Origin of the sequence: Phyllobacterium sp. YR620 (genome assembly GCF_900104165.1) — a bacterium.
Lineage (GTDB): Bacteria > Pseudomonadota > Alphaproteobacteria > Rhizobiales > Rhizobiaceae > Phyllobacterium > Phyllobacterium pellucidum.
The window spans coordinates 1,155,031-1,179,469 of the sequence record NZ_FNJP01000001.1; the positions used below are offsets into that span (position 1 = coordinate 1,155,031).

Consider the following 24,439-nt stretch of genomic DNA (forward strand, 5'->3'; position numbering starts at 1 on the left):
TGGGCGCGGCGGATTTGCCGCGCTGGAGCATGTTGAATGTTTGAAGTCGGTTGGTCGGAAATCCTGGTTATCGTGATCGTCCTGATCGTGGTGGTCGGTCCGAAGGATTTGCCGAAGATGATACGCGCCTTTGGCAAGGCGACAGCGAAATTTCGCGCAACGGCTGGAGAATTCCGCCGCCAGTTCGACGAGGCGCTCAAGGAGGCGGAGCTTGACGATGTCCGCGACATCATCAACGACGCGAAAAGCCTCGATCCGCGCAGCGATATACGCAAGGTTTTCGATCCGGTAAGGACGATGGGCGAGGATATTCGCTCAAGTCTCAAGGACGTGGCGGCATCAGCCAAGGATAACGTTGCCATTCCCGATCCGAGCGCGCCCGGCGCAGCTCAGCTCCAGCCGCAGGTGATGGAACCATTGCCGGCAGCGACGCAGGTTGCTTCAACTGTCGCCGAGCCCAAGACTGAAGTTCCGGCAAAGAAACCAGCTGTGCGGAAGACAAAGCCAGCGGGGCCCAAGGCAACCGAAGCAAAGGCCGCACCCGCCAAGGCAGCAACCGCGAAGTCCGTCGCTTCCAAGGCTCCGGTAGCCAAGGCTGCAAAGGCGCCCGCAAAGACAACGGCCAAGCCGCGCGCCAAGACTGGCGATACGGGGAAACAATCTTGAACAAGTCCGACGACGAAATCGACAAGAGCTCAGCGCCTCTGATTGAGCACCTCATTGAATTGCGCCGGCGTCTGATCTGGGCGCTCGTTGCGTTCTTCGTCGCATTCCTCGGCTGTTTCCACTATGGCAAGCAGCTCTTCAATCTTCTCGTTATTCCCTATCAATGGGCCGTGGGCTGGGCGGGTTTCGATCCGGCCAAGGCTCAGCTGATTTATACCGCGCCGCAGGAATTTTTCTTTACGCAGGTGAAGATCGCCATGTTCGGTGGCATCGTGCTGGCCTTCCCGGTAATCGCCTCGCAGATCTACAAATTCGTCGCGCCTGGCCTCTACCGCAATGAGCGCATGGCATTCCTGCCGTTTCTCGTTGCGTCACCGATCCTCTTCCTCATGGGCGGGGCCCTCGTTTATTTCTTCTTCACACCGATGGTGATGTGGTTCTTCCTCGCCATGCAGCAACAAGGCGTCGCTGGAGAAGTGCAGATCTCCCTTCTGCCCAAGGTTTCCGAGTATCTCAGCCTGATCATGACGCTGATTTTTGCGTTCGGCCTGGTGTTCCAGCTTCCGGTCGTTGCGACGTTGCTGGCCCGCGTCGGTCTCGTTGGCTATGACGGCATGAAGTCGAAGCGCAAATACGCCATCGTCATCGCCTTCATCGTTGCCGCCGTGATTACGCCACCGGATCCGGTCAGCCAGATCGGTCTTGCGCTCCCGACGATCATTCTCTACGAGATTTCCATCTGGATGGTGCGTCTGGTCGAGAAGAAGCGTGCAGCGGCCGAAGCCGAAGCGCAATCGGGCTCAAGCGAAGTCTCCTCCTGACACTCTCCGATTTCGCCGGGTCTTCGGGCCCATTTTACCACGCATCCAAGACGGCTTTACTCCCATGCTCGACATCAAATGGATCCGCGAGAATCCGCAAGCGCTTGACGCAGCTCTGGCCAAACGAGGCAATGAGCCGGCGTCGTCCCGCCTGATCGAGCTCGATGAAAAGCGCCGCCAGCATATCGGCAAACTGCAGGAGGCGCAGGAGCGCCGCAACGCCGCGTCCAAGGAAATCGGCAAGGCCATGGGCGCCAAGGACCAGGCGACTGCGGATCGGCTGAAGGCCGAGGTCGCCGACATCAAGATGTTCCTGCAGTTGGCCGAAGAGGAAGAGCGTCAGCTCGACCGTGCGCTGACCGATGCACTGTCGGTGCTGCCTAACATTCCGCTCGAGAGCGTGCCTGTCGGCAAGGACGAGTCCGATAATGTCGAGGTTCACCGCATCGGGCAGCTGAAGAACTTCGCCTTCGAGCCGAAGGAGCATTTCGAGATCGGCGAACAGCTCGGCTACATGGATTTTGAACGCGCCGCGCGTCTTTCGGGCAGCCGCTTCACGGTGCTGAAGAGCCAGCTTGCACGGCTCGAGCGGGCGCTCGGACAGTTCATGCTGGACCTGCACACGCAAGAGCACGGCTACATGGAAGTGAGCCCGCCGCTCCTCGTCAATGACGAGGTTCTGTACGGGACGGGCCAATTGCCGAAATTTGCTGAAGATTTGTTCCAGACAACCGAAGGCCGCTACCTCATCCCGACCGCCGAAGTGCCGCTGACAAATCTCGTACGCGAGGAGATCCTCGACATACGCGACCTGCCGCTGCGCATGACCGCATTGACCGCATGCTTCCGTTCGGAAGCCGGGTCGGCCGGGCGCGATACCCGGGGCATGCTGCGCCAGCACCAGTTCATGAAGGTCGAGTTGGTGTCGATCACCGATGCGGATCGTTCGATCGAGGAACATGAACGCATGACATCCTGCGCCGAGGAGGTGCTGAAGCGTCTCGATCTGTCGTTCCGCACCGTGACGCTGTGCACGGGCGACATGGGCTTTGGCGCGCAGAAGACTTATGACATCGAGGTCTGGCTGCCGGGGCAGAAGAGCTACCGCGAGATTTCGAGCTGCTCGGTCTGCGGCGATTTCCAGGCCCGTCGCATGAATGCGCGCTACCGGCCGGAAGGGGAGAAGTCGACGCGCTTCGTCCATACGCTGAATGGTTCCGGTGTCGCGGTCGGGCGCGCGCTTATCGCGGTTGTCGAAAATTACCAGAATGAGGACGGCAGCGTTACGGTTCCTCAAGCACTCGTGCCCTATATGGGTGGACTGACACGAATCGAAAGAGCCGCTTAACAGGCAAGGATAGGGTAATGCGCATACTTCTGACCAACGATGATGGAATTCATGCGGAAGGTCTGAGTGTGCTCGAAGGCATTGCCCGAAGCCTCTCGGACGATATCTGGGTGATCGCGCCGGAAACCGACCAGAGCGGTCTTGCGCACTCGTTGACGCTTTCCAATCCGCTACGCTTGCGCAGGATCGACGAGCGGCACTTTGCACTGCGCGGCACGCCGACGGATTGTGTGATCATGGGCGTGAAGCATCTGATGCCCGAGCCGCCTGACCTTATCCTCTCGGGCGTCAATGCGGGATCGAATACCGCCGATGACGTCACCTATTCGGGAACCATCGCCGGTGCCATCGAAGGCACGCTGCTCGGCATCAGGTCGATTGCGCTGTCGCAGGAATATGGCCTTGAGGGCGACGCCCGGGTGCTGCCTTGGGACGTCGTGGCGGCGCACGCGCCGGACCTGTTGAAGAAGTTGCTCGGTGTCGAATTGCCGAAGGGAGTCCTCATCAATCTCAATTTCCCGAACTGCAACGCCGGCGCCGTCGCGGGGACGCGGGTGACCGTGCAGGGCAAGCTTTCCCATGGCCTCGCCATCGAAGAGCGTCATGACGGTCGTGGTCTGCCCTACTACTGGCTGCGCTACGGGCGGGGCAAGGATGTGCCCGCAGAAAACAGCGATGTCGCGGCGATCCGCAAGAATTTCATCTCGATAACGCCCCTCCAGCTCGACCTCACCGCGCACGAGACGCGTGCGGCGCTGGAGGATGCCTTCGCATGAAGCCTGCATTGTCCGAACGGGAGGGGTTTGCCGCATTCGTTTTGCGCATGCGCTCGCTCGGCGATACCGACCAACGCCTGCTCGGTGCCTTCGAGGCGACGCCGCGCATGGCGTTCGTCAATGGCAATCTTGGTACTCTGGCCTATGGGCAGGGGATGCTGCCGATCGAGTGCGGCGAGTTCATGGAAGGGCTCGACCTTCAGGCGCAGCTGATCAAGTCGCTCGATCTCGAGCCGACGCACCGCGTGCTGGAGGTTGGTACTGGCACAGGCTTCACAGCTGCCGTCATGGCGCGTCTTGCGGGCCGTGTCCTGTCGCTGGAGCGCTACAAAACGCTTGCCGAGCTTGCCCAGCAACGGCTGCAAGCGCTGAAGATCGAGAACACCTTCGTCAAACATGCCGACGGCAGGCATGGCCTTGCCAATGACGGCCCGTTTGACCGGATTGTTGTCTGGGGCTCGTTCGAGAGCCTGCCGCGCCAATTCGTCGACCTCTTGTCGTCGAACGGCGTGATGATCGCGCCGATCGGCGCGCTTGAGGGCAGGCAGGTCATGGCCCGCCTTTCGAAGGTCGGCAGCCGTTTCGAGCGTCAGGACATGATGCCGGTGCGTTTCCTGCCGCTTCTCGAAGGCCTTTCCGCCGCGCTCTGATCTACGTAATCAACTACGTGCACTCGGCGCGGCTCGTAGCGCCCCCGCGTGGCTATCTACAAGCCGACGAAGGGCAACCCTTTACGGGTTTGGTGAATTTTTCGCAAATTTTATGAGCACTTTAACCGTCGGGTAACATTAACGCGATCTAATGGCGTCAATAAACTTGTATTGAGTACGGGCGGGACATGCGATGCGTTTGAGTACATTAGACAAAGCGTCACGGCGGCTGGCTCTAAATGCCGCTATTCTTACGGTTGCTGGATTGGCTGCAGGTTGCAGCTCAGGCGTGCAGCGCTTCACCAGCGCCGATTTCAGCTCCGGCTACAGCGATAACCAGCGCTCCGTCATGGCGCAGAACAACGTCCCGCAGCCCTATACGCCGCCGGTCGATTCGACGCAGACCGCTTCGGTCAGCAGCGGAAAAGTTCAGCGCGGCAACCTGCCGCCGGTTGGCGCAGCCAGTGCGTCGGCCTTGCCGCCCGTATCGTCGCAGCCCTCGCGTCCTGCGCTTGCTCCGGTTGCCAGCGCTCCGGCGCGCAGCCAGCAGATGGCATCCGCTGAACCGGTCCAGCCCATGCGGGCGGCACCGCTTGGCTCCAGCACAAACACTTTGAAGACCCCCGACGGACGTGAAGCACGCATGCCTGCCCAGCCAGCCCACAATTCTGCCAACAACGTTGCCGTAATGCCGCAAGCGCCGCAGGTAAAGGCAACGCAGCCCAACGCTTCTACGTCTGCAAAGACGCCGGCTAATAATAACGGTGCCTATACGGTGCAGAGCGGCGATACGCTGCATGCGATCTCGCGCAAGACCGGCGCCAATGTCGAGGCCATCAAGCAGGCCAACAACATGACCGACGGTACTGTCCGTATCGGCCAGTCGCTGATCATTCCGCCTTCCAGCGGTTCGCTTGCGCAGAATGTCGCCAATAACATGAAGTCGAAGGGCGCGGTCGACCAGGTCAAGACCGCATCGACGCCGCCCGCCGAACAGCCCAAGGTTGTCGCCAACGCCGCGCCGACTGCAGCAACTCCGGCCAATGCCCAGCCTGACGGCCAGGCTAAGCCATATACGCCGCCGCAGGCGAGCGAGAAGGTCATCGACGATGCGGAGAAGGACGTGGCCGCAGCACCATCGGCGACCGGCGTCACCGGCATGCGCTGGCCGGTGCGTGGACGTGTCGTCGCCAATTACGGCAAGGGTAGCGATGGCATCGATATCTCGGTGCCCGAAGGCACGCCGATCAAGGCCGCCGAGAACGGCGTCGTCATTTACTCGGGCGACGGCTTGAAGGAGTTTGGCAATACCGTGCTCGTGCGCCACGACAACGGCCTTGTCACCGTCTATGGCAATGCCAGCAAGCTCAATGTCCAGCGCGGACAGAAGGTCAAGCGCGGCGAGGAACTCGGCAAGTCGGGCATGACCGGCAACGCCACCCAGCCGAAATTGCACTTCGAGGTGCGCAAGAACTCGACGCCGGTTGATCCGTCGAAGTATCTCGAATCCTGATCAGGCTTCGACCGAGAGCTCAGAAGCCTTTATGTAATTTGGCCCCCGAAAGTTGAATATCAACCTTCGGGGGTTTTGCATTTTAGATTGACGATTGTGCTAGCATTCAATGCTTGCAAGTAATATATTTTAAAGAGGCATTTTGATGAATAGCAGGCATAGGCGAGCCCTGCTCGCTGTCTTTTCTGACCCGGTCTCTGGCTCGATAGCATGGTCGGATATCGAAAGCTTGCTGGTCAGCGTCGGGGGTACGGACGATCGAGGGTCGTGGCTCGCGTGTCAAATTTGAAAAGGATGGTGAACTGGAAAGCTTTCACAGGCCCCATCCCACCAAGGAAGCAAAGCGCTATCAAGTCCGCGCCGCCCGGGCCTTTCTGGAAAGAATTGGAATCGAACCATGAACGTCATGCACTACAAGAATTATACTGCGCGGGTAGAGTATGACGACGAAGATGAAATATTTTTCGGCAAAATCGCAGATATAAGCGACGGCGTCGGCTTTCATGCAGATACAGTCGTCGACCTTAAAGCGGCTTTTCATGAAGCGGTGGATGACTATATCGAGGCTTGCGCCAAGATCGGCAAGGAGCCGCAGAAGCCCTACTCGGGCAAGATGATGTTTCGGGTGAAGCCCGAAGTTCATCGCCGCGCAGTCCTGGCGGCAGAACGGGCCGGGAAGAGCCTCAATCAATGGGCCGAAGAGGCTTTGGACAAGGCGGCGAGCTGACTACAACTTCTTCCCGAGCCGGCCGGCGAGATCCTGAGTGAACTGCCAGGCGACACGCCCCGAGCGCGAGCCGCGCGTCGTTGACCATTCCAGGGCGTCGGCATGGAGCTCGCCCTTTTCGACGCCAAGGTCAAAATGCGCGGCGTAGCCATCAATCATGGCCAGGTAATCGTCCTGGCTGCACTTGTGAAATCCGAGCCACAGGCCGAAACGGTCGGAAAGGGACACTTTTTCCTCCACCGCTTCCGACGGATTGATCGCCGTAGAGCGCTCGTTTTCGATCATGTCGCGCGGCAAGAGGTGCCGCCGGTTGGATGTCGCGTAAAAGATGACATTGTCCGGCCGGCCCTCGACACCGCCTTCGAGCGCAGCTTTCAGCGACTTGTAGGACGTATCGTCATGGTCGAAGGAAAGGTCATCGCAGAACAGGATAAACCGGTAGTCGGTGTCCTTGATCGCCGCCATGAGGGCAGGGAGGCTGTCAATGTCCTCACGGTGGATCTCGACAAGCTTCAGCGGCGCGCCATTATCGCCCGCTGCAGCATTGACCGAGGCGTGTACCGCTTTGACCAGCGAGGATTTGCCCATGCCGCGCGCGCCCCACAGGAGCACATTGTTGGCCTGGAAGCCTTCGGCAAAACGCTTGGTGTTGTCGAAAAGGATATCGCGGACAGTGTCGACGCCGCGGATCAGCGAGATATCGACGCGATTGACCCTGGTTACTGGATCGAAGCAGAGATGGTCCGGATTCCAGACGAAACAGTCGGCGCTATCGAGGTCGACTGCCTGCGGCTCAGGCGGCGCCATTCGCTCCAGCACCTTAATCAAGCGGTCAAGTTTATCCGTCAGCAATTCCCGCGACATTCCCATCCAGCCTTTGCTTTACCTGCGCACCTGCAACTATCATGTTGACGATAAATCGAAAAGCCGCCCTCACGGTTTTGTACGGTTGCTTTTGCCAACGCAAACATTGTATTGCGCAGGCTCAGGTATAATCAAAATATGTCTTCTCTGGAGGTTTGTCTCAATGTTCGTAACTCCTGCATATGCACAGGCCGCCGGCGGCGCACCGGAAATGCTCATGAGCATTCTGCCATTCATCCTCATCTTCGTGATCATGTACTTCCTCATCATCCGCCCGCAGCGCACGGCGGCGAAGAAGCGCGAGGAACAGCTGAAGGCAATTCGCCGCGGCGACACGATCGTCACCGGCGGCGGTTTCATCGCCAAGGTGGTGAAGGTGTATGAGGATACGGGCGAACTCGATGTCGAGATCGGCGATGGCGTCAAGGCACGGGTGTTGCGCGGCATGGTCGCCGATGTACGGGTCAAGGGCGAACCGGTTGCCGATAACAAGAAATAAGGCATAGTTACGGGGCGGCCACGGAGCCGCCCTGTTGATTCTATGCCGAAGGTTATTGCCGAATGCTCTATTTCAGCCGCTGGAAGACCGTACTCATTTGGGCCGTTGTTCTGGCAGCCGTCATATTGGCTCTTCCCAATCTGTTCACGCAGGATCAACTGGTAAAGCTGCCGGACTGGCTGCCCAAGAAGCAGCTTGCCCTCGGGCTTGATCTCGAAGGCGGATCGCGCATCGGCCTGCAGGTCGACAAGGACCATCTCCCCGATACGGATGCGACGATGGCGGTGCTGACGCGGCGCCTGAGCGAACTCGGCTATACAAATCCGAATGTCGAGGGCCAGCGCAACGGGCGTATCCTTGTCGAGGTGCCGGGCCTCTACGATTCGCAGCTCCTCAAGGACATTTTGAGCCTGACAGGAGAACTCACTTTCCAGATGGTGGATTCGTCGATACCGGCTCAGAAGGCAGTCGATGGCACACCGCCGGAAGGCGATGAGGTCGTCTATTCCTTCGACGATCCCCCTGTTCCCTATCTGGTCAAAACCGAGCCGCTCGTTTCGAACAAGAATTTCGTCGACGCGCAGGCCGGTATCGACACAGCGTCACAGGAGCCGGTGGTGACGTTCCGGCTCGACAGCATCGGGGCCGATCGCTTCTCCAAGGCGACGAAAGCCAATGTCGGGCAATCCTTTGCTATTGTCCTGGACAATCAGGTTCTGTCGGCGCCGGTGATCAGCGAGGCCATTCCCGGCAATACCGGGCAGATTACCGGTAATTTCGACCTCTCCGGCGCAAGCAATCTTGCGCTCGTCATGCGTGCGGGCGCCTTGCCGACCGATGTTACCGTGATCGAAGAGCGCACCATCGGTACCGACCTTGGCGCTGCAGCCGTATCATCCGGCAAGATTGCGGCCCTGATCGGCGCAGCGTTCGTCATCCTGTTCATGCTGCTGACCTATGGCTTCCTCGGGGTCATCGCCAGCGTTGCGCTTGTCGTCAATGTCCTCCTGATCCTTGCAGTGCTGACGCTCTTTGGCGCGCCGCTGACCCTTGCCGGTGTCGCCGGTATCGTCCTGACGATCGGCATGGCGGTGGATTCGAACGTCCTTATTTATGAACGCATCCGTGAAGACCGGCGGGCGGGCTTTTCAGTCATCCAGGCCATCGACTCCGGGTTTTCCCGGGCGCTTGCGACAATTGTCGATGCCAACGTGACCACCCTGATTGCAGCGCTCGTCCTGTTCATTCTCGGCAGCGGCCCCGTGCACGGCTTCGCCCTCACGGTGACGATCGGCATCGTTACGACGTTGTTCACGACATTTACATTGACCAGGTGGCTCATATCGATCTGGGTGCAACGCTCGAAGCCAAAGGAAGTACCTGGCGCACCGCTCAAGCTCGTGCCGAACAACACCAGAATTCCGTTCATGAAATTGCGCGGCCTGACCCTCGGTTTCTCGGCGCTTTCGAGCATTGCCGCCATCGTCCTCTTTGCCGTTGTCGGCATGAACTTCGGCATCGATTTCAAGGGCGGCACGTTGGTCGAAATCCAGTCGCGGCAAGGGCCGATCGACCTCGACGATGTTTATAGCCGGCTCGATGATCTGAACATTGGCGAGGTCAAGATCGAACCGTTTAAGTCGGACGACCGCGCCTTGATAACGGTTGGAAGCCAGGGCGAGGGCGAGAATGCCGAGCAGACCGTCGGCGTCAAGATCCGCGGCGAACTGCAGGACGACTACGATTTCCGCCGTGTCGATGTCATCGGCCCGTCCGTATCGAGTGGATTGTCGCAGGCGGGTGTGCTCGCCGTGGTCCTGTCGCTCGTCGCCATCCTTGCCTATGTCTGGTTCCGCTTCGAGTGGCATTTTGCGCTCGGCGCGATCCTTGCCACGATCCACGACGTCGTGCTCATCGTCGGCATGTTCGTTATCTTCCAGATGGAATTCAATCTCTGGAGCATCGCGGCGCTTCTTGCCATCGTCGGCTACTCGCTCAACGATACGGTGGTAATTTATGACCGGGTCCGCGAAAACCTCAGGCGCCATGGCAATACCATGTCGCTGTCGGCTGTTCTCGATGCATCGATCAATCAAACCTTGTCGCGCACTATCCTGACTTCGCTTGCGACCTTCCTCGCACTCCTTATGCTTTACATCTATGGCGGCGATGACGTGCGTTCCTTCGCGCTGACCATTGCCGTCGGCATCATTGTTGCGACCTATTCGTCGATCTTCGTGGCCGGTCCACTATTGATGTTGTTCGGGCTCAAGGGCCGCGACGTTGTTGATGACACCGCGAGGGTGGCGTCCGAGCAGAACGGAGTTTAGGGACTTGGCCAAGGGCATTGAAATCCGGGACGCCCATTTTCCGGGGCGCGCGCCGATCGATGCCTATGGCAATGGCGGATTTCGCTTTGCCGACATGTCCCATCGTGGCTCGATCCTGTGTCTTCCATCAGGCATTCATGGCTGGGAGCCGAAAACGCCGCCGATCTTGACGGCTGCCGATCTGTCGCTCGTGATGGAGCAAGCGGATGACATCGAGATCCTCTTGGTAGGCACCGGCACGGAGCTGCGCCGGCTGCCGCAGGAACTGCGCGATGCTTTGCGCAAATACCGCATTTCCGCCGATCCCATGAGCACAGGCGCGGCAGTGCGTACCTATAATGTCTTGCTGGCCGAAGATCGGGCGGTGGCGGCTGCCTTGATCGCCGTCGATTAAGGCGGCATCTCGATGAACGCCAATGAAACCTACTGCATGCAGTTCCTGCGCGATGCGGACCCTGACCGCTATGTCTCGATCCTCTATGCCCCCGAGGACAAGCGCGGCGCGCTGGCGTCGATTTATGCTTTCAATGCGGAGATCGCCCGCATTCGCGACCTGATCCATGATCCGTTGCCCGGCGAGGTACGGCTGCAATGGTGGCGCGATCTGATCAACGGCACCGAACATGGCGCGGCCTCGGCGAATCCGGTCGCCGCCGCGCTCCTCGAGACGATCAAGATCCGCGACCTGCCGCGACAGGCTTTCGACAATTATTGCGAAGCCCGGATTTTCGACCTTTATGACGACCCGATGCCCAGCCGCAATGATCTTGAAGGCTATTGCGGCGAGACCGCGTCGGCGTTGATCCAGCTGGCATCGCTGGTGCTCGATGAGGATGCCGCGCTGAAGCACGCGGATACGGCCGGACACGCCGGCGTTGCACAGGCGATTGCCGGCCTGCTGCGGCTCCTGCCCCTGCACAGGCGGCGCGGCCAGATTTATATCCCGGCCGATATTCTGACAGCGGTCGGCTGCAGCCCGCAGAATCTCCTCGATGGTTCTGATGGAGAAGCGATTGCGCGCGCTGTCGCTGCCATGATTGCGCTTGCGACTGACCATTTGGCAAAGTTTGAAGCCGGCGCGAAGGAGCTGCGCGTCAGCCTGCGTCCTGCATACCTGCCGGCGCGGCTTACGCGTATCTATCTGAAAAAGCTCAAGGCAAAGGGCGCTGATGCTGCGAACGAAGTTGCCGATATCACGCCTCTGCGCCGGCAGTGGGCGATGCTGAAGGCTTCAGTCAGTTAACAGGGACAAGGCCGATCGAGGACGCAGCACCCCCTTGGTCTTGCAGGATATCTCCCCCACAAGCGGGAAGATGGGCGGCCGCCTAGAGGGGTGAGCACCCTTGAGGGACGCAACTCCGATGTGAAGTAGCTCGCTACTCCGCAGCCTCGGCAATCGCCGGCAAACCGAGCCAAGCGCGGCAATCGGCGAGGGCGCGGGCGCTCATGGCGCGCTTCTTGGCATTGGATTTTTCCTTGCCGCGCAGGCGTTTGCCTTCCGACTTCGGTGCCTCGATAGGCGGGAAGAGCCCGTAATTAACGTTCATCGGCTGGAAGGAGCGCTTCCCCGGCTCCTCATCGGTGACGATATGGCCGCCGGTAATGTGGCCGAGAAGCGCCCCGAATGCCGACGTTGCCGGCGGCGGCGTGACGGCTTGGCCCAGTCGTTCGGCGGCGGCAAACCGGCCGGCGAGCAGACCGATGGCCGCCGATTCCACATATCCCTCGCAGCCGGTGATCTGACCGGCAAAGCGCAGGCCTGGCCGGCTTTTCAATTGCAGCGTTGGATCGAGGAGGGTGGGCGAATTCAGGTAGGTATTGCGGTGCAGGCCGCCGAGGCGCGCGAACTCGGCGTTTTCGAGTCCGGGGATCATGCGGAATATTTCGGTCTGCGCCCCATATTTCAGCTTCGTCTGGAAGCCGACCATGTTGTAGAGCGTGCCAAGCGCATTATCCTGGCGCAGTTGCACGACTGCATAGGCCTTGACGGTGGGATTGTGCGCATTGGTGAGCCCCATGGGCTTCATCGGACCGTGGCGCAGCGTCTCCGGCCCGCGTTCGGCCATGATTTCGATGGGCAGGCAGCCGTCGAAATAGGGCGTGCCCTCCCACTGCTTGAATTCCGTCTTGTCGCCGGCAATCAGGGCCTGCACGAAGGCCTCGTATTGCTCCTTGGTCATCGGGCAGTTGATGTAATCCTTGCCGGTGCCGCCCGGTCCAACCTTGTCGTAGCGCGACTGGAACCAGCAGACGTTCATGTCGATCGAATCGAAATGCACGATCGGAGCAATCGCATCGAAAAAGGCGAGGGCGTCGGCGCTGGTCTCACGGCCGATGGCCTCGGCAAGCGAAGGAGCCGTCAGCGGTCCGGTCGCTATGATGGCTTTGTCCCAGTCTGCTGGCGGCAGGCCGGTGATCTCCTCGCGCACGATCGTAATGAGCGGCTGCGCTTCGAGGATTGCGGTGACCTTGTCGGAAAAGCCGTCGCGGTCGACGGCAAGGGCGGTGCCGGCCGGCACCTGGTGGGCGTCTGCCGCAGCCATGATCAGCGAATTGGCAAGCCGCATTTCGGCGTGAAGCACGCCGACCGCATTGGTTTCGGCATCGTCGGAACGGAACGAATTGGAGCAGACCAACTCGGCCAGTCCTTCGGTCTTATGGGCATCCGTGCCGCGCACAGGGCGCATTTCATGCAGGATGACAGGCACGCCGGCTTGCGCCAGTTGCCATGAGGCTTCGGAACCGGCGAGACCGCCGCCAATGATGTGTACAGGTTTGATGGACATGGCTTTCCAATAAACGCTTTGATCGCCCGCATCAATGTGCAAAAGCCGCCGCACGGTGCAATGCGGCGGCTTTCGATCCAAGCGATCAGGCGCTGGCCTTGTCGAGTTCGGCAACGTCTTCGGCACTCAGGTTGAGCGAAGCCGACTTGATCAGGCTGTCCAACTGTTCGAGCGACGTCGCGCTGGCAATCGGGGCGGTCACGCCTTCGCGCTGCATGATCCAGGCGAGGGCGATTTCCGCGGGCTTCGCCTTGTGCTTGGCGGCAATATCGTCAAGGGCGGCGAGAATGCGGAATCCACGCGGATTGAGATAATCCTTGATGCCGCCGCCGCGTGCGCTTTTGCCAAGGTCGGCCTCGCTGCGATACTTGCCGGAGAGAAAGCCGCGCGCGAGGCTGAAATAGGTAATGACGCCGATATCCTCCGCCATGCAGAGATCGCGCAACGGTCCGTCATAGCTCTTGCGGTCGTAGAGATTATACTCCGGCTGGAGCACATCGTAGCGCGGAAGACCAGTTTCCTTAGAAACGTCGAGTGCGGCACGCAGTTGCTGGGCATCGAGATTAGAGGCGCCGATTGACTTGACCTTTCCCGCCTTCAGGAGCGCCGCGTGCGCACCGAGGGTCTCCTCGTAGGGTGTTTCCGGATCTGGCCAGTGCGAAAGATAAAGATCGATCGCATCAACCTGCAGCCGGCGCAAGGAAGCCTCGGCCGCCTTGGCGACATAGGCAGCCGAAAGGTCCTTCCTGCCCTGTCCCATGTCGGAGCCGACTTTGGTGATAATGACAATTTTGTCGCGATTTTTGCGCGATTTCATCCATTCGCCGATGATGGTTTCGGATTCGCCGCCTTCATTGCCGGACACCCAGCGCGAATAGGCATCGGCCGTATCGACAGCGTTGAAGCCGGCATCGACGAAGCGATCAAGCAGGTCGAAGGATGTCTTCTTGTCTGCGGTCCAGCCAAAGACATTCCCGCCAAAAACGAGCGGTGCGATGGAAAGGCCGGTTCGGCCGAGACGGCGTTGTTGCATGATCATTCTCCGATTGGGTGAGTTGCGCCAGGGGTGATTTAGGGTGCGGCGCTGGCTGTTGCCAGATGAGGATTTCCGGCAGCAACCATATTATGCAAATCTGTTGGGCTTCGGTGAAAACAATTGTTAGTGTTGGCGCATGCAAACAAAAGTTTTAAATAAACTCGTCTTCTGTTTTCTTCTTCTCATTCTTTGCAGTCCCGCATCCATCGCCACGGCGCAGACCTTCAGCGTTTGCCACGGTTATGGCTGCTATTTTAAGACCAATGTGACGCTGACCGGAACCGACCGTTCCCGCATTGCCTCCATCATGGCGTCTGGTCGCAAATCGCCAGAGGGTGAGCGCGCGGCGGTTCGCCGGGCGGTTCAAGTATTCGAACAACGCAATACGCAGGTGATTGGCGTCGTCGACCGGCCGAAGATGGATTTTGGCAAGGGACGCGAGCGCGGCCAGATGGATTGCGTGGACGAATCCACGAATACCGATCACTTCCTGCGCTATCTGCAGGGTGCAGGCCTGTTGCAGTTCCACACCGTTGCCCGGCGGGATTCGCGCGGAAGCTTTTTCGACGGGCGCTATCCACATTTCACTGCTGTTCTGAAGGACCGCAGCGGTACGCTTTGGGCAGTCGATTCCTGGTACGAGCCGGGAGGCGGCGCTCCAGACGTCATGACGCTCGCAGAATGGAAAAGCAGGGGATATGGCGGCGTCCGCTAGGGCTCAATGCGGTGGAGGCGGCCTGAAATAACAACACCCACCGCGGGAGGAGGTGCGGTGGGTGTCGTTTGATAAAGGCCGATCAGGGAGGAGGAGTATCGGCCTTTGATCGCGGGGGCTTCGGGAGGAGGATAAGCCCCGGCGATATTCTCTATGCGATTAGCGAATTGCGGACTTCTTGGCGACGTACGGGATGTCCGAACGAGCAATGCCGAGGTCGCTGAGTTCGCGGGACGACAGGCGGTTCAATTCGGAAACCGTGTCGCGATAACGACGCCAGTTGCTGTAGGAGCGGATAAGGTTCATTTCAATCACCACTTCGGTTGTTGTTTGCTTGATCACTCTTGATCGTTGAGTGGAAGATAGTGCACGGCCCCTGAAAGTTGCAGAGCCAAGTTTGCAGATCAGCTATGCAATTGCTGCATTGCAACATTAATCGATGTTAATTGTTGCGGCGCACAAATGTCGTGATTGTGGCGCTGCGAGCACGCAGGGATCGCCATAGGAGGATGACCGCCACCTCGCTATACTAAAGACTCGTTGCAGCGATTCAGGAGCAGACCTTGGCGATAACCATTGGTGTGAAGAAACACATTGCGCGCTGGCAGCGGGACGGTCTGATCGATGAGACGACGGCCGAACGCTTGCGCAAGGACATGGACGGCAGGGGACACGGCCTCGGGCTTGGAGGCGTCCTTGCGGTTCTCGGCGCAGTTTTGCTGGGCGCAGCCATCGTCTCCCTCGTAGCGGCCAACTGGGAACTCATGCCGCGCCTTGTTCGGCTTGGTCTTATCATATCGGTCATTGGCGTCGGCTATATCGGTGGCGCCTGGCGGGCAACCCTGGGTGACAGAATATTCAGCGAGGCGCTCTACCTGATCGCCGCCATCACATTCGGTGCCGGTATCGGCCTGGTTGGCCAAATGTACCACCTCTCGGGAGACACCACCGATGCTGCGCTTCTTTGGGTGGCGGGCACGATCGTCGCAGCCCTCCTGCTGCGATCGAAGGTACTGACGTCCACCAGCGTCGCAATTGCCGGCTTCTACCTGTTCGCTTCGCTCGAACCATCGACTCCAGACCACTGGAACTACATCTGGCTGGTGCCTGTGCTTGCAATAACCTGCGCGGGACTGGTCTGGTGGACGAAGGCTAAGCAGGCGCGACATTTCATTGCCATTCTCCTCATCGCCTATGTCTTCGTGGTCCGGTTCGATCTGGACGACCAGGCAATCCTTTGGATCGCGGCCGTTCTCGGCGCGGCACTCTTCCTCGCGGATGCACTGCGGAGCAGGGCGACCCAGCAGCTGACCGGCTGGAGCGAGGCCATCGGCGGATATGGCTTCATCATGCTGGTCATCGCCCTCATCTTCTTCCAGTTCGACGAATTCAGCGAAGGGGTTGGCAATCAGGTTGCCATCGGCTTTGCGATTTTGGGATGCTCTGTCGCGGGCCTCGCCCTTTCGGGGCACCGGAACCTTGCGGTGCGTTGGGTTTCCTACACGGTCTTCTCGCTCGAGGTGCTGTACCTGGCGTTCAAGACGATCGGTACATTGATAGGCACCGCGGGCTTCTTCCTGACTGCCGGCATCCTCGTCTTGTTGCTGGCGGCCTTCGTCGTCAGAATGGAGCGAAGACTTCAAAGAAAGAATCCGAAAAAGGAAGCAACGGCATGATCCTCAAGGTAAATCGCCTGATCCTGCTTGGCGCCGCTGTGGCGATTTTACAATCCGGAGCCCTCTATGCCATGGTCGCACAGCGGGCGTCGATCCTGCGCAGCGGCACCAATATCACGCTCCTTACCGAGCCCGTCGACCCACATGATTTCCTGCGCGGCGACTATGTCACACTGGGTTACGGCATCGCGACAATCGAGGCCAACAAGGTGACCGGGACGCCGCCGACGTCAACCGGGTTCGCCGATATCTATGTAGCGTTGAAGCAGGCGGATGACGGTGCTTGGGGCATAAGCAGCGCCTCGTGGCAAAAGCGCGAGGATCTGGCGCCAGGTGAAATACAGTTGCGCGGCCGCACCTCCGGTTACGCCAATGCCGCGATCTATCACGATCTTCACATCCAATACGGGATCGAGCGCTATTATGTGCCGGAGGGCGAAGGGCGCGTGATCGAAGACCAGCAGCGGGAACGCAGGATTGAGGCTGTCATCGCGGTTTCGCCGTCGGGAGATGCGCAAATTCGCGCTCTGAAAAATAACGGAGAAGTTCTCTACGAGGAGCCGATCTACTGAAGATCGCGCCTTATGCGTCAAGCACTGTGGTGCGGATGGAGGGACTCGAACCCCCACGGTCTCCCGCCAGAACCTAAATCTGGTGCGTCTACCAATTTCGCCACATCCGCAGATGGAGGCGTTACCGCACCCCAAGCGCCGGTCTCTATAGCATCGTGATTTCTGCCGTCAAAGGAAAAAGGGGTTGTTCCAAGGAAGATTGGCGAGCCGGCCACACGCGAGGCATGGCCCGCTGCTGCGGGACTCGGGTAGACGGGGTAGGTACGCGCCTACTTGGCGGATGGCCGGCTCTTCGTAATCGAAAAAGCCCCCTTGGAGCGTTTCAAGACATCTGACAAGCGTTCAGGATTGAATTTTGGTTTTGGCGTTGCCTGCCGAATCGTATCGATGAGATGATCCGAAGCAGTTGGCATCCTGCGCACGAAATGCTGATTGGACGTTCCGCCCATGGTGGTGCTCCTTTTGATTGGTCCCTCAATTATACAACGTCTAAGGGGTATCGTTGGTTGCACCAGTTCGCAGGCCAGGATCACATTCTTCTACCTTATAGAAATGGCAATGTGCGAGCTTCGTCTAACGCTCCTTGACCGCCTTATGGCCGGTCGTTTCTGTTATAGCGATGCGGAAGTAAACCGGGTCAAGCGGGCGTTCCTGTTCGCGAATGACTGTCTTCACGTAGCCGGGCTCCCACCATTCGGCCTTCTTGTTCAAGAGATCATGGGCCATGTTGCGCTCGTCGCCATGTTCCTTGGTGATCTCCTCGAACCTGCCGGTAACCACAACGCTCTTCCAGTTATTGGTCGCATCGATCTCGTCGAACTCGACGCAGACCTTGTTGTTCTCGCGCATCCACTCGATTTTCCGCCCAACAGTGGTGAAGGAATAGAGGTAGACGGAATTATAGACGAAGCGAAGCGGGACGATGTAAGGCTGATCATCCTTGGCGCAGGCGAGCCGGCCGATGCTGGCCCGGGTCAGCAGTTCCTTGATTTCCTGCCGCGACATTTCGGTAATGATCATTTCTCGCTCCGCATGAATGATAAGTCAGCGCGCACCAGCATGATGCCCGCCGACCCTTAACGCAAGCCGGTAATGAAGCGGGACTAGAAGCCCCGCGCCGGAGCCTCCACCGCGGGTTTGCGCTTGCGCCCGAATGAACGGAGCGCCACGTAGAACACCGGCGTCAGGAACAACCCGAAGAACGTAACGCCCAGCATGCCCGAGAACACGGCCGTTCCCAGCGACTGGCGCATTTCCGCGCCGGGGCCGGTTGCGATCATCAGCGGAACCACGCCGAAGATGAATGCAAATGCGGTCATCAGGATCGGACGCAGGCGCAAACGGCTTGCCTCGATTGCAGCCTCGACGGGTGTCGCGCCGTCGTCCTGGTGCTGTCGCGCAAACTCGACGATCAGAATTGCGTTCTTCGCGGCAAGGCCGATCAACACTACAAGCCCGATTTGGGTCAGGATATTGTTGTCCATGCCACGCAGATGCACGCCGATCAGCGCGGCGAGCACGGCGAGCGGGACGATCAGGATGATGGCAAGGGGGAGGATCCAGCTTTCATACTGGGCGGAAAGCGCCAGGAAGACGAAAATGACCGACAGGGCGAAGATATAGATCGCCGTATTGCCGGTACTGCGCTCCTGGAATGCGAGTTCAGTCCAGTTGAAGGTCGTTCCCACAGGCAGCGTCTGCGCCGCCAGTTGTTCCATCTTGTCGAGTGCATCACCAGTCGAAATGCCCGGCGCCGGATTGCCCTGCAATGGCACCGAAACATACATGTTGTAGCGCTGCACCAGTGAGGGTCCGGTGGTATCCCTGATCTCGATCAGGGTGCCGAGCGGCACCAACGCGCCCGTCGCCGATCTCACTTTCAAGGCGAGAATATCAGCCCGGTCCATGCGATATTGCTGGTCCGCTTGCGCCCGTACTTGATAAACACGGCCGAATGCATTGAAATCATTGACATAAGAGGTGCCAAGGTTGATCGATAGCGTCTCGAAGATGTTGGGGATCGGGACGTTCAACGCCCGCGCCTTGTCGCGGTCAATCTCGAGGAAATATTGCGGGCTCGATGCCGAGAAGGTCGTGAAAACCCCGGTGAGTCCCGGCGTCTTGTTGGCTTCACCCATCATCTGATAGGCAAGAGGCAGGATGCGGCGCATGTCCGGATTGTCGCGGTCGAGAATCTGCATCTTGAAGCCGCCGGAATTGCCGATGCCCCGGATCGATGGCGGCGGCACGGCGATGATGAAGGCCTCCTGGATGCTCTGCATCTTGGTGAAGAGCTGGCCGATGATCGCCTGCGCCGTCTCGCCCTTTGGCAGTCGCTCTTCGAAGGAATTGAACGGCGCGAACACCACACCCGCGTTCGACGCATTGGTGAAGGTGGCGCCGCTGAAGCCAGCAAACGCCACGGCATGGCTTACACCGGGAACGCTGCGGACGATGTCCGAGGCACGCCTGATCACCGCATCGGTGCGCTCCAGCGACGCGCCATCGGGCAATTGGACGACGACGATGGCGTAGCCCTGGTCCATTGTCGGAATGAACCCGCGCGGTACGATATTGGCCATGTACCATGTGCCGACGAGGAGACCCACGAAGACGAGCAGCGAGGCCAGAAGCCCGACAGTCGAGCCGACAAGATGGCGTATGATCCACGAGTAGCCATGTGCCATTCGGTCGAAGCCGGTGTTGAAGCCGTTGGCAAGGAAGCGGCCGGCGCGGGCAAGCGGGTTTCGCGATTGCGAGTGCCCATGCGGGCGCAGGACGATTGCCGCAAGGGCCGGGGAGAGCGTCAATGAATTCAGCGCCGAGATCGCGGTGGCGACGGCGATGGTAATGGCAAATTGCAGATAGAACTGGCCGGAAATGCCGGGGATGAAGGCAGTCGGCACGAACACGGCAATGAGCACGAGCGAGATGGCGACGACCGCCGTTCCGACCTCATCCATGGTGACGTGGGCCGCTTGCTTCGGCGTCATGCCGGACGCAAGATTACGCTCGACGTTTTCGACGACGACGATCGCGTCATCGACGACGATGCCGATGGCGAGGACGAGGCCGAACAGTGTCAACATGTTCAGCGAGAAGCCGAAGGCAAGGAGTATGGCGAGCGTTCCGATCAACGACACCGGAATGGCGACGATGGGAATAATGGCGGTGCGCCAGGACTGCAGGAAAACAAGCACGACGAGAGCCACCAGAATGACGGCCTCAATGATGGTCTTGTAGACCTCGTTGATCGATTCAGAGATGAACTCGGTCGGGTTGTAGACGATGTTGTAGGTCAGTCCGTCCGGGAAATCCTTGGCGAGTTCCTTCATCGTCTCCTGAATGGTTTCGGAGGTTGCCAAGGCATTGGTGCCGGGCCGGCTGAAAATGCCGAGCGCCACGGCGGGACTACCGTCGAGGTAACTGTTGGTCACATAGTCCTTGGCGCCGAGCTCGATGCGCGCCACGTCCTGCAACTGGACGAGGCGGCCGGTATCTGAAGCTTTGACAATGACATAGCGGAATTGCCTCGCGTCGCTGAAACGCCCTTCCGTCGTGACGGTGTACTGGAATGCACTGTTGCCCGACGTCGGCGGCCCGCCGATCGAACCGCCCGAAACCTGCACGTTCTGATCGCGCAGCGACTGGACGACGTCGCTCGCCGTCATGCCGTAGGCAGCAAGTTTCTGCGGGTCGAGCCAGATGCGCAGCGAATATTCGCGTTCGCCGAAGATGGTCAGATCGCCAACGCCGTCGAGCCGCAGGAGGACGTCGCGGATACGGGTGCGTGCATAGTTGGACGCATAGAGCTGGTCGTAGCGGTTGTTCGGCGAAAGAACGTGGATGACCATCATCAGGTCGGGCGAGCTTTTCGTCGTGGTCACGCCGAGACGCCGCACCTCCTCGGGCAGGCGCGGTTCGGCGATGGAAACGCGGTTCTGGACCAGGACCTGCGCCTGGTCGAGGTCGGTGCCGAGCTTGAAGGTAATCGTCAGCGCCATTGACCCGTCTGCGGTCGAGTAGGAGGACATGTAGAGCATGTTCTCGACGCCGTTGACTTCCTGCTCGATTGGCGTCGCCACCGTGTCGGCAATGGTTTGCGCATCCGCGCCGGGATAGGAGGTGCGCACCACGATCGTAGGCGGCGCGATTTCCGGATATTGGGCGACGGGAAGCTGCGTGTAGGCAATGCCGCCCACGATCAACAGCACGATCGACAGGACGGATGCAAAGATCGGCCTGTCGACAAAGAAATGCGCGAACCTCATTGGCCGACCCCCGTCGCCTTGGCTTCGGGTGGCAGGGTAATGAGTTCCGGCTTGACCTTGACGCCCGGACGGATGCGCATCAATCCATTGACGACGATGGTCTCGTCGCCGGTCAGACCCTCGCGAATGATGCGATAGCCATATTGCTTGGGCCCAAGCCGCACCGGCTTCGGCGTAACCGTGCCGTCTTCGCTTACTGTGTAGACGATGCGCTCGTTCTGGTCCGCGCCAACTGCATCATCAGGGACGAGGATGCCCTTATAGGTGTTCGAGGCTGAGACTTCGACGCGCCCGAACAGGCCGGGCTGCAAGACGAAATCCGGATTGGCGAAGCGGGCTCGCACCCGCATCGTGCCTGTCTGGGCATCGAGCCGGTTTTCGGAGAAGTCGAGCTTGCCCTTGACCGGTGGTTCCTTCGAGTCGGTCAGCCGAACCGTAACATCCAGTCCGCCACCGCCTTCCTGAAGGTCGCTGCCCCGCTCGCGCGCCGAGCGGGCATAGGCAAGAAGATTGCGCTCATCGACATCGAAGTAGAAGTCGATGGGATCGAGCGAGACGATCGTCGTCAGGATCGTTTCATTGGCATTGACGAGGTTGCCGACGGAAATAAGCCTGCGATCGATACGCCCGTCCTGCGGCGCGGTGATTTCGGTGTACATCATGTCGAGCTTCGCCTGAGCGACCGCGGCTTCCGCGCCACGCACGCTCGCCTGGCCGGCGAGATAGGCGCGGCGCTGGTCGTCGAGCGTCGATACCGACAGGGTGCCGCTCCCGGTCAGCGATTCAGTGCGCTTGTACTGGGCTTCGGCGTAGGTAAGGGTGGTCTTTGCGACCTCGAGCGCCGCTTGCGCCTGATCGAGTGCAGTCTGGAACGGCCTCTGGTCAATCGTGAACAGCGGATCGCCCTTCTTGACGAGCGCACCGTCCTTGAAGTGGACCGTATCGAGATAGCCCGACACACGCGAGCGCACAGCGACCTGATCGACGGCGTCGAACCGGCCGATGAACTCATCGGCGTCGATCACATCGCGAACAATGGGTTTTGCAACCGATACCGGTGGTGGAGGCGGGGCGGCAGCCTCCTGCGCCAAAGCTGAAGTTGCGGTCATAATAGCGGCTGCAAGGCCGAGTTTAACGGCGGAAATGAATGTTCGTGGCAAGGGCAGGCCTCCAAAACAATCGGACACTGAACGACCACGCGGGATGAGGACAAATCAACCGGATGGAGCGGCTGAAACTGCAAATCATCGGGCGATCGGGTCTAGTTACGCAAAGTCAGAATTCAACGCTCAGGCGGAGTAATTCAACCAGATACGCTCGTGCGCCCAGCCGGGCGACGCGGAGACAACCTGTCTCAAAACCCCACGAATCCAGACTTGCATAGTTCGAATCGGTTGTCACCTTGCAATCGCGACTGGTATTTAAAGGTTAAACGCCTTGCAAAACGGGCATTTTTCTCGAAGCAGCAACCGGGCTGCGCCATTGATTTTTGCCCGCAAGGCAAGTAAAGGGAGCGACCAGTCGGTGAGGGTGCAATCTCTTTCGCAACTTTGTGCCACATTCTGTGCTAGAATTCGTGTCGCAAATCGAGAGTTGCACTGGAATTAGGCAATAAAATCAACGTGGATGGTGAGTAAAGCTCCTCGTCCGCACCGGAAGCCGCAAGGGCAGGCAGTTTTCTCCCGCAATTTAGGCCAACGAGCCGGCAACGGCGGGACAAATGTTAAAAAAGTGAAGGTTTGGACATGCAGGTTACTGAAACGCTCAATCAAGGGCTGAAGCGCGAGATCAAGGTCGTCGTTCCGGCCAAGGATCTGGAAGCAAAGCTTTCCGAACGCCTCAAGGGCGCCAGCGCCAAGGCGCGCATCAATGGCTTCCGCCCTGGCAAAGTGCCGATGACCCATCTGCGCAAGATGTACGGCAAGTCGTTCATGGCTGAAGTCGTAAACGAGATTTTGAGCGATTCCTCGCGGTCCATTCTTGCCGACCGCAACGAAAAGTCCGCTACCCAGCCGGAAGTCGTAATGACTGAGGACGAGAAGGAAGCGGAAAAGGTTCTGAGCGGCGAAGCCGATTTCGAATTCTCGCTCAACTACGAAGTTCTTCCTGCCATCGAGATCAAGGACGCGTCGAACATCAGCGTGACCCGCGAAGTCGTCGATGTCAGCGACGAGGAAGTCGAAGAGCAGGTTAAGCGCGTTGCCAGCTCCGCCCAGACCTTCGAGACGAAGAAGGGCAAGGCCGAGAGCGGCGATCGCGTGACGATGGACTACCTCGGCAAAGTCGACGGCGTTCCGTTTGATGGCGGCGCCGACACCGACGCGACGCTCGTCCTCGGCTCCGGCCAATTCATCCCCGGCTTCGAAGATCAGCTCATCGGCGTCAAGGCTGGCGACGAGAAGCAGATCAACGTGACGTTCCCGGCTGAATATGGTGCTGCGCACCTTGCCGGCAAGGACGCAACCTTCGACGTCACAGTCAAGGAAGTCGCCAAGCCGGGCGAACTCGAAATCAACGACGAGACCGCAAAGAAGCTCGGCATCGAAAGCGCCGACCGCCTGCGCCAGGTCATCCGCGAACAGATCGAGAGCCAGTACGGCACGTTTACGCGCCAGAAGGTCAAGCGCCAGATTCTCGACGCGCTCGACGGTGAATACAAGTTCGAATCGCCGGAGCGCCTGATCGACGCCGAGTTCAACAACATCTGGGCACAGATCGGTCACGACCTCCAGGAAGCCGGCAAGACCTTCGAAGATGAAGACACGACGGAAGAAGAAGCGCGCGAAGAATATCGCAAGCTGGCCGAACGCCGCGTTCGTCTCGGCCTCGTCCTTTCCGAAATCGGCAACAAGGCCGGCATCGAGGTAACGGAAGAAGAGCTGCAGCGCGCCGTCTACGATCAGGTTCGCCGCTATCCGGGCCAGGAGCAGCAGATTTATGAATTCTTCCGTAAGACGCCGGAAGCCGTAAACAATCTGCGCGCGCCGATCTTCGAGGAGAAGGTGGTCGACCATCTCCTTTCGAACATCAAGGTCACCGACAAGAAGGTGACGAAGGAAGAGCTGATGGCCGACGATGAGGCGGATGCCAAGTCGGAAGAGACCAAGAAGCCTGCGAAGAAGGCCGCGCCGAAGAAGGCTGCCAAGAAGAAGACTGACGACGAGGCATAAGCCTCACTATCGATCCGGA

The 24,439-nt window shown here is 59.3% G+C and carries 23 protein-coding genes and 1 tRNA gene; 16 read left to right on the forward strand and 8 right to left on the reverse strand.

What is annotated here, in order from left to right:
* Window positions 1–36: 36 nt before the first annotated feature.
* The 8 genes from tatB (at window position 37) to BLR72_RS05440 (ending at window position 6,501) form a co-directional block, all read left to right on the forward strand.
* Window positions 37–666 (forward strand): Sec-independent protein translocase protein TatB, encoded by a 630-nt coding sequence (gene tatB / locus BLR72_RS05405; protein ID WP_091945879.1) that lies wholly within the window; start codon window positions 37–39, stop codon window positions 664–666.
* Window positions 663–1,487: a twin-arginine translocase subunit TatC gene (tatC, locus tag BLR72_RS05410; RefSeq protein WP_091945884.1), complete on the forward strand. Its 825-nt coding sequence runs from the start codon at window positions 663–665 to the stop codon at window positions 1,485–1,487. The genes tatB and tatC overlap by 4 nt, the downstream gene beginning before the upstream one ends.
* 64 nt (window positions 1,488–1,551) lie before the next feature.
* The gene (serS, locus tag BLR72_RS05415; RefSeq protein ID WP_091945890.1) at window positions 1,552–2,835 is read left to right on the forward strand and encodes a serine--tRNA ligase; all 1,284 of its coding nucleotides are present in this window, start codon (window positions 1,552–1,554) and stop codon (window positions 2,833–2,835) included.
* A gap of 17 nt (window positions 2,836–2,852) precedes the next feature.
* Window positions 2,853–3,611 (forward strand): 5'/3'-nucleotidase SurE, encoded by a 759-nt coding sequence (gene surE / locus BLR72_RS05420; RefSeq protein ID WP_091945896.1) that lies wholly within the window; start codon window positions 2,853–2,855, stop codon window positions 3,609–3,611.
* The gene (locus BLR72_RS05425) at window positions 3,608–4,261 is read left to right on the forward strand and encodes a protein-L-isoaspartate(D-aspartate) O-methyltransferase (RefSeq protein WP_091945901.1); all 654 of its coding nucleotides are present in this window, start codon (window positions 3,608–3,610) and stop codon (window positions 4,259–4,261) included. Before surE ends, BLR72_RS05425 begins: the two co-directional genes overlap by 4 nt.
* 193 nt (window positions 4,262–4,454) lie before the next feature.
* Window positions 4,455–5,774 carry a M23 family metallopeptidase gene (locus BLR72_RS05430; RefSeq protein WP_091945904.1) on the forward strand — a complete coding sequence of 440 codons (1,320 nt, stop codon included), beginning with the start codon at window positions 4,455–4,457 and terminating at the stop codon, window positions 5,772–5,774.
* Window positions 5,775–6,076: 302 nt separating this feature from the next.
* Complete coding sequence (locus BLR72_RS22665; protein WP_244506644.1) at window positions 6,077–6,175, forward strand: hypothetical protein; 99 nt, start codon at window positions 6,077–6,079, stop codon at window positions 6,173–6,175.
* Window positions 6,172–6,501, forward strand: a complete 330-nt coding sequence (locus BLR72_RS05440) for a type II toxin-antitoxin system HicB family antitoxin (protein WP_091921725.1) — start codon at window positions 6,172–6,174, stop codon at window positions 6,499–6,501. Before BLR72_RS22665 ends, BLR72_RS05440 begins: the two co-directional genes overlap by 4 nt.
* Here BLR72_RS05440 and BLR72_RS05445 read toward each other — a convergent pair whose 3' ends face one another.
* The gene (locus BLR72_RS05445) at window positions 6,502–7,365 is read right to left on the reverse strand and encodes an ATP-binding protein (protein WP_091946643.1); all 864 of its coding nucleotides are present in this window, start codon (window positions 7,363–7,365) and stop codon (window positions 6,502–6,504) included.
* Window positions 7,366–7,528: 163 nt separating this feature from the next.
* Here BLR72_RS05445 and yajC point away from each other — a divergent pair, with 163 nt between their 5' ends.
* The 4 genes from yajC (at window position 7,529) to BLR72_RS05465 (ending at window position 11,437) form a co-directional block, all read left to right on the forward strand.
* On the forward strand, window positions 7,529–7,864 hold the full coding sequence (yajC, locus tag BLR72_RS05450; protein ID WP_091921723.1) for a preprotein translocase subunit YajC: 336 nt from the start codon (window positions 7,529–7,531) through the stop codon (window positions 7,862–7,864).
* Window positions 7,865–7,926: 62 nt separating this feature from the next.
* Window positions 7,927–10,194 carry a protein translocase subunit SecD gene (gene secD / locus BLR72_RS05455; RefSeq protein ID WP_091945907.1) on the forward strand — a complete coding sequence of 756 codons (2,268 nt, stop codon included), beginning with the start codon at window positions 7,927–7,929 and terminating at the stop codon, window positions 10,192–10,194.
* Window positions 10,195–10,198: 4 nt separating this feature from the next.
* Entirely contained in the window at window positions 10,199–10,588 is a 390-nt protein-coding gene (locus tag BLR72_RS05460) for an Mth938-like domain-containing protein (protein ID WP_091921719.1), read from the forward strand.
* A 12-nt stretch (window positions 10,589–10,600) separates the two neighbouring features.
* The gene (locus BLR72_RS05465; protein ID WP_091945910.1) at window positions 10,601–11,437 is read left to right on the forward strand and encodes a phytoene/squalene synthase family protein; all 837 of its coding nucleotides are present in this window, start codon (window positions 10,601–10,603) and stop codon (window positions 11,435–11,437) included.
* A gap of 133 nt (window positions 11,438–11,570) precedes the next feature.
* Here the strand turns inward: BLR72_RS05465 and trmFO are convergent, their stop codons facing one another.
* Window positions 11,571–12,980, reverse strand: coding sequence for a methylenetetrahydrofolate--tRNA-(uracil(54)-C(5))-methyltransferase (FADH(2)-oxidizing) TrmFO (gene trmFO / locus BLR72_RS05470; protein WP_091945913.1), 1,410 nt, complete (start codon window positions 12,978–12,980; stop codon window positions 11,571–11,573).
* A gap of 85 nt (window positions 12,981–13,065) precedes the next feature.
* Entirely contained in the window at window positions 13,066–14,013 is a 948-nt protein-coding gene (locus BLR72_RS05475; RefSeq protein ID WP_091945915.1) for an aldo/keto reductase, read from the reverse strand.
* Between the two features lie 139 nt (window positions 14,014–14,152).
* Between BLR72_RS05475 and BLR72_RS05480 the strand changes: the two genes are divergently transcribed.
* Window positions 14,153–14,731 (forward strand): hypothetical protein, encoded by a 579-nt coding sequence (locus tag BLR72_RS05480; RefSeq protein ID WP_175492276.1) that lies wholly within the window; start codon window positions 14,153–14,155, stop codon window positions 14,729–14,731.
* A gap of 159 nt (window positions 14,732–14,890) precedes the next feature.
* Here the strand turns inward: BLR72_RS05480 and BLR72_RS05485 are convergent, their stop codons facing one another.
* Window positions 14,891–15,037 (reverse strand): DUF1127 domain-containing protein, encoded by a 147-nt coding sequence (locus tag BLR72_RS05485; RefSeq protein ID WP_081815883.1) that lies wholly within the window; start codon window positions 15,035–15,037, stop codon window positions 14,891–14,893.
* Between the two features lie 257 nt (window positions 15,038–15,294).
* Here BLR72_RS05485 and BLR72_RS05490 point away from each other — a divergent pair, with 257 nt between their 5' ends.
* Window positions 15,295–16,407 carry a DUF2157 domain-containing protein gene (locus tag BLR72_RS05490; RefSeq protein WP_175492277.1) on the forward strand — a complete coding sequence of 371 codons (1,113 nt, stop codon included), beginning with the start codon at window positions 15,295–15,297 and terminating at the stop codon, window positions 16,405–16,407.
* Window positions 16,404–16,979, forward strand: a complete 576-nt coding sequence (locus tag BLR72_RS05495; protein WP_091945924.1) for a GDYXXLXY domain-containing protein — start codon at window positions 16,404–16,406, stop codon at window positions 16,977–16,979. Before BLR72_RS05490 ends, BLR72_RS05495 begins: the two co-directional genes overlap by 4 nt.
* 27 nt (window positions 16,980–17,006) lie before the next feature.
* On the opposite strand, the gene BLR72_RS05500 is transcribed toward BLR72_RS05495, so the two are convergent.
* The 4 genes from BLR72_RS05500 to BLR72_RS05520 form a co-directional block, all read right to left on the reverse strand.
* Window positions 17,007–17,089 (reverse strand) — tRNA-Leu (locus BLR72_RS05500).
* 463 nt (window positions 17,090–17,552) lie between these two features.
* Window positions 17,553–17,999 (reverse strand): pyridoxamine 5'-phosphate oxidase family protein, encoded by a 447-nt coding sequence (locus tag BLR72_RS05510; RefSeq protein ID WP_091945927.1) that lies wholly within the window; start codon window positions 17,997–17,999, stop codon window positions 17,553–17,555.
* Between the two features lie 83 nt (window positions 18,000–18,082).
* The gene (locus BLR72_RS05515) at window positions 18,083–21,250 is read right to left on the reverse strand and encodes an efflux RND transporter permease subunit (protein ID WP_091945934.1); all 3,168 of its coding nucleotides are present in this window, start codon (window positions 21,248–21,250) and stop codon (window positions 18,083–18,085) included.
* Entirely contained in the window at window positions 21,247–22,359 is a 1,113-nt protein-coding gene (locus tag BLR72_RS05520) for an efflux RND transporter periplasmic adaptor subunit (RefSeq protein ID WP_091946649.1), read from the reverse strand. The genes BLR72_RS05515 and BLR72_RS05520 overlap by 4 nt, the downstream gene beginning before the upstream one ends.
* Before the next feature lie 636 nt (window positions 22,360–22,995).
* On the opposite strand from BLR72_RS05520, the gene tig reads away from it, so the two are divergent.
* The gene (gene tig / locus BLR72_RS05525; protein WP_091921705.1) at window positions 22,996–24,420 is read left to right on the forward strand and encodes a trigger factor; all 1,425 of its coding nucleotides are present in this window, start codon (window positions 22,996–22,998) and stop codon (window positions 24,418–24,420) included.
* Window positions 24,421–24,439 lie beyond the last annotated feature (19 nt).

What these genes read in the sequence shown, in the direction of transcription:
- BLR72_RS05465 (WP_091945910.1), top strand. Translation starts at nt 10,601, where the DNA reads ATGAACGCCAATGAAACCTACTGCATGCAGTTCCTGCGCGATGCGGAC.
- BLR72_RS05485 (WP_081815883.1), bottom strand. Translation starts at nt 15,037, where the DNA reads ATGAACCTTATCCGCTCCTACAGCAACTGGCGTCGTTATCGCGACACG.
- BLR72_RS05510 (WP_091945927.1), bottom strand. Translation starts at nt 17,999, where the DNA reads ATGATCATTACCGAAATGTCGCGGCAGGAAATCAAGGAACTGCTGACC.
- surE (WP_091945896.1), top strand. Translation starts at nt 2,853, where the DNA reads ATGCGCATACTTCTGACCAACGATGATGGAATTCATGCGGAAGGTCTG.
- trmFO (WP_091945913.1), bottom strand. Translation starts at nt 12,980, where the DNA reads ATGTCCATCAAACCTGTACACATCATTGGCGGCGGTCTCGCCGGTTCC.
- BLR72_RS05495 (WP_091945924.1), top strand. Translation starts at nt 16,404, where the DNA reads ATGATCCTCAAGGTAAATCGCCTGATCCTGCTTGGCGCCGCTGTGGCG.
- BLR72_RS05480 (WP_175492276.1), top strand. Translation starts at nt 14,153, where the DNA reads ATGCAAACAAAAGTTTTAAATAAACTCGTCTTCTGTTTTCTTCTTCTC.
- secD (WP_091945907.1), top strand. Translation starts at nt 7,927, where the DNA reads ATGCTCTATTTCAGCCGCTGGAAGACCGTACTCATTTGGGCCGTTGTT.
- tig (WP_091921705.1), top strand. Translation starts at nt 22,996, where the DNA reads ATGCAGGTTACTGAAACGCTCAATCAAGGGCTGAAGCGCGAGATCAAG.
- BLR72_RS05520 (WP_091946649.1), bottom strand. Translation starts at nt 22,359, where the DNA reads ATGACCGCAACTTCAGCTTTGGCGCAGGAGGCTGCCGCCCCGCCTCCA.
- BLR72_RS05440 (WP_091921725.1), top strand. Translation starts at nt 6,172, where the DNA reads ATGAACGTCATGCACTACAAGAATTATACTGCGCGGGTAGAGTATGAC.
- tatB (WP_091945879.1), top strand. Translation starts at nt 37, where the DNA reads ATGTTTGAAGTCGGTTGGTCGGAAATCCTGGTTATCGTGATCGTCCTG.
- BLR72_RS05475 (WP_091945915.1), bottom strand. Translation starts at nt 14,013, where the DNA reads ATGCAACAACGCCGTCTCGGCCGAACCGGCCTTTCCATCGCACCGCTC.
- serS (WP_091945890.1), top strand. Translation starts at nt 1,552, where the DNA reads ATGCTCGACATCAAATGGATCCGCGAGAATCCGCAAGCGCTTGACGCA.
- BLR72_RS05425 (WP_091945901.1), top strand. Translation starts at nt 3,608, where the DNA reads ATGAAGCCTGCATTGTCCGAACGGGAGGGGTTTGCCGCATTCGTTTTG.
- BLR72_RS05445 (WP_091946643.1), bottom strand. Translation starts at nt 7,365, where the DNA reads ATGTCGCGGGAATTGCTGACGGATAAACTTGACCGCTTGATTAAGGTG.
- BLR72_RS05515 (WP_091945934.1), bottom strand. Translation starts at nt 21,250, where the DNA reads ATGAGGTTCGCGCATTTCTTTGTCGACAGGCCGATCTTTGCATCCGTC.
- yajC (WP_091921723.1), top strand. Translation starts at nt 7,529, where the DNA reads ATGTTCGTAACTCCTGCATATGCACAGGCCGCCGGCGGCGCACCGGAA.
- BLR72_RS05430 (WP_091945904.1), top strand. Translation starts at nt 4,455, where the DNA reads ATGCGTTTGAGTACATTAGACAAAGCGTCACGGCGGCTGGCTCTAAAT.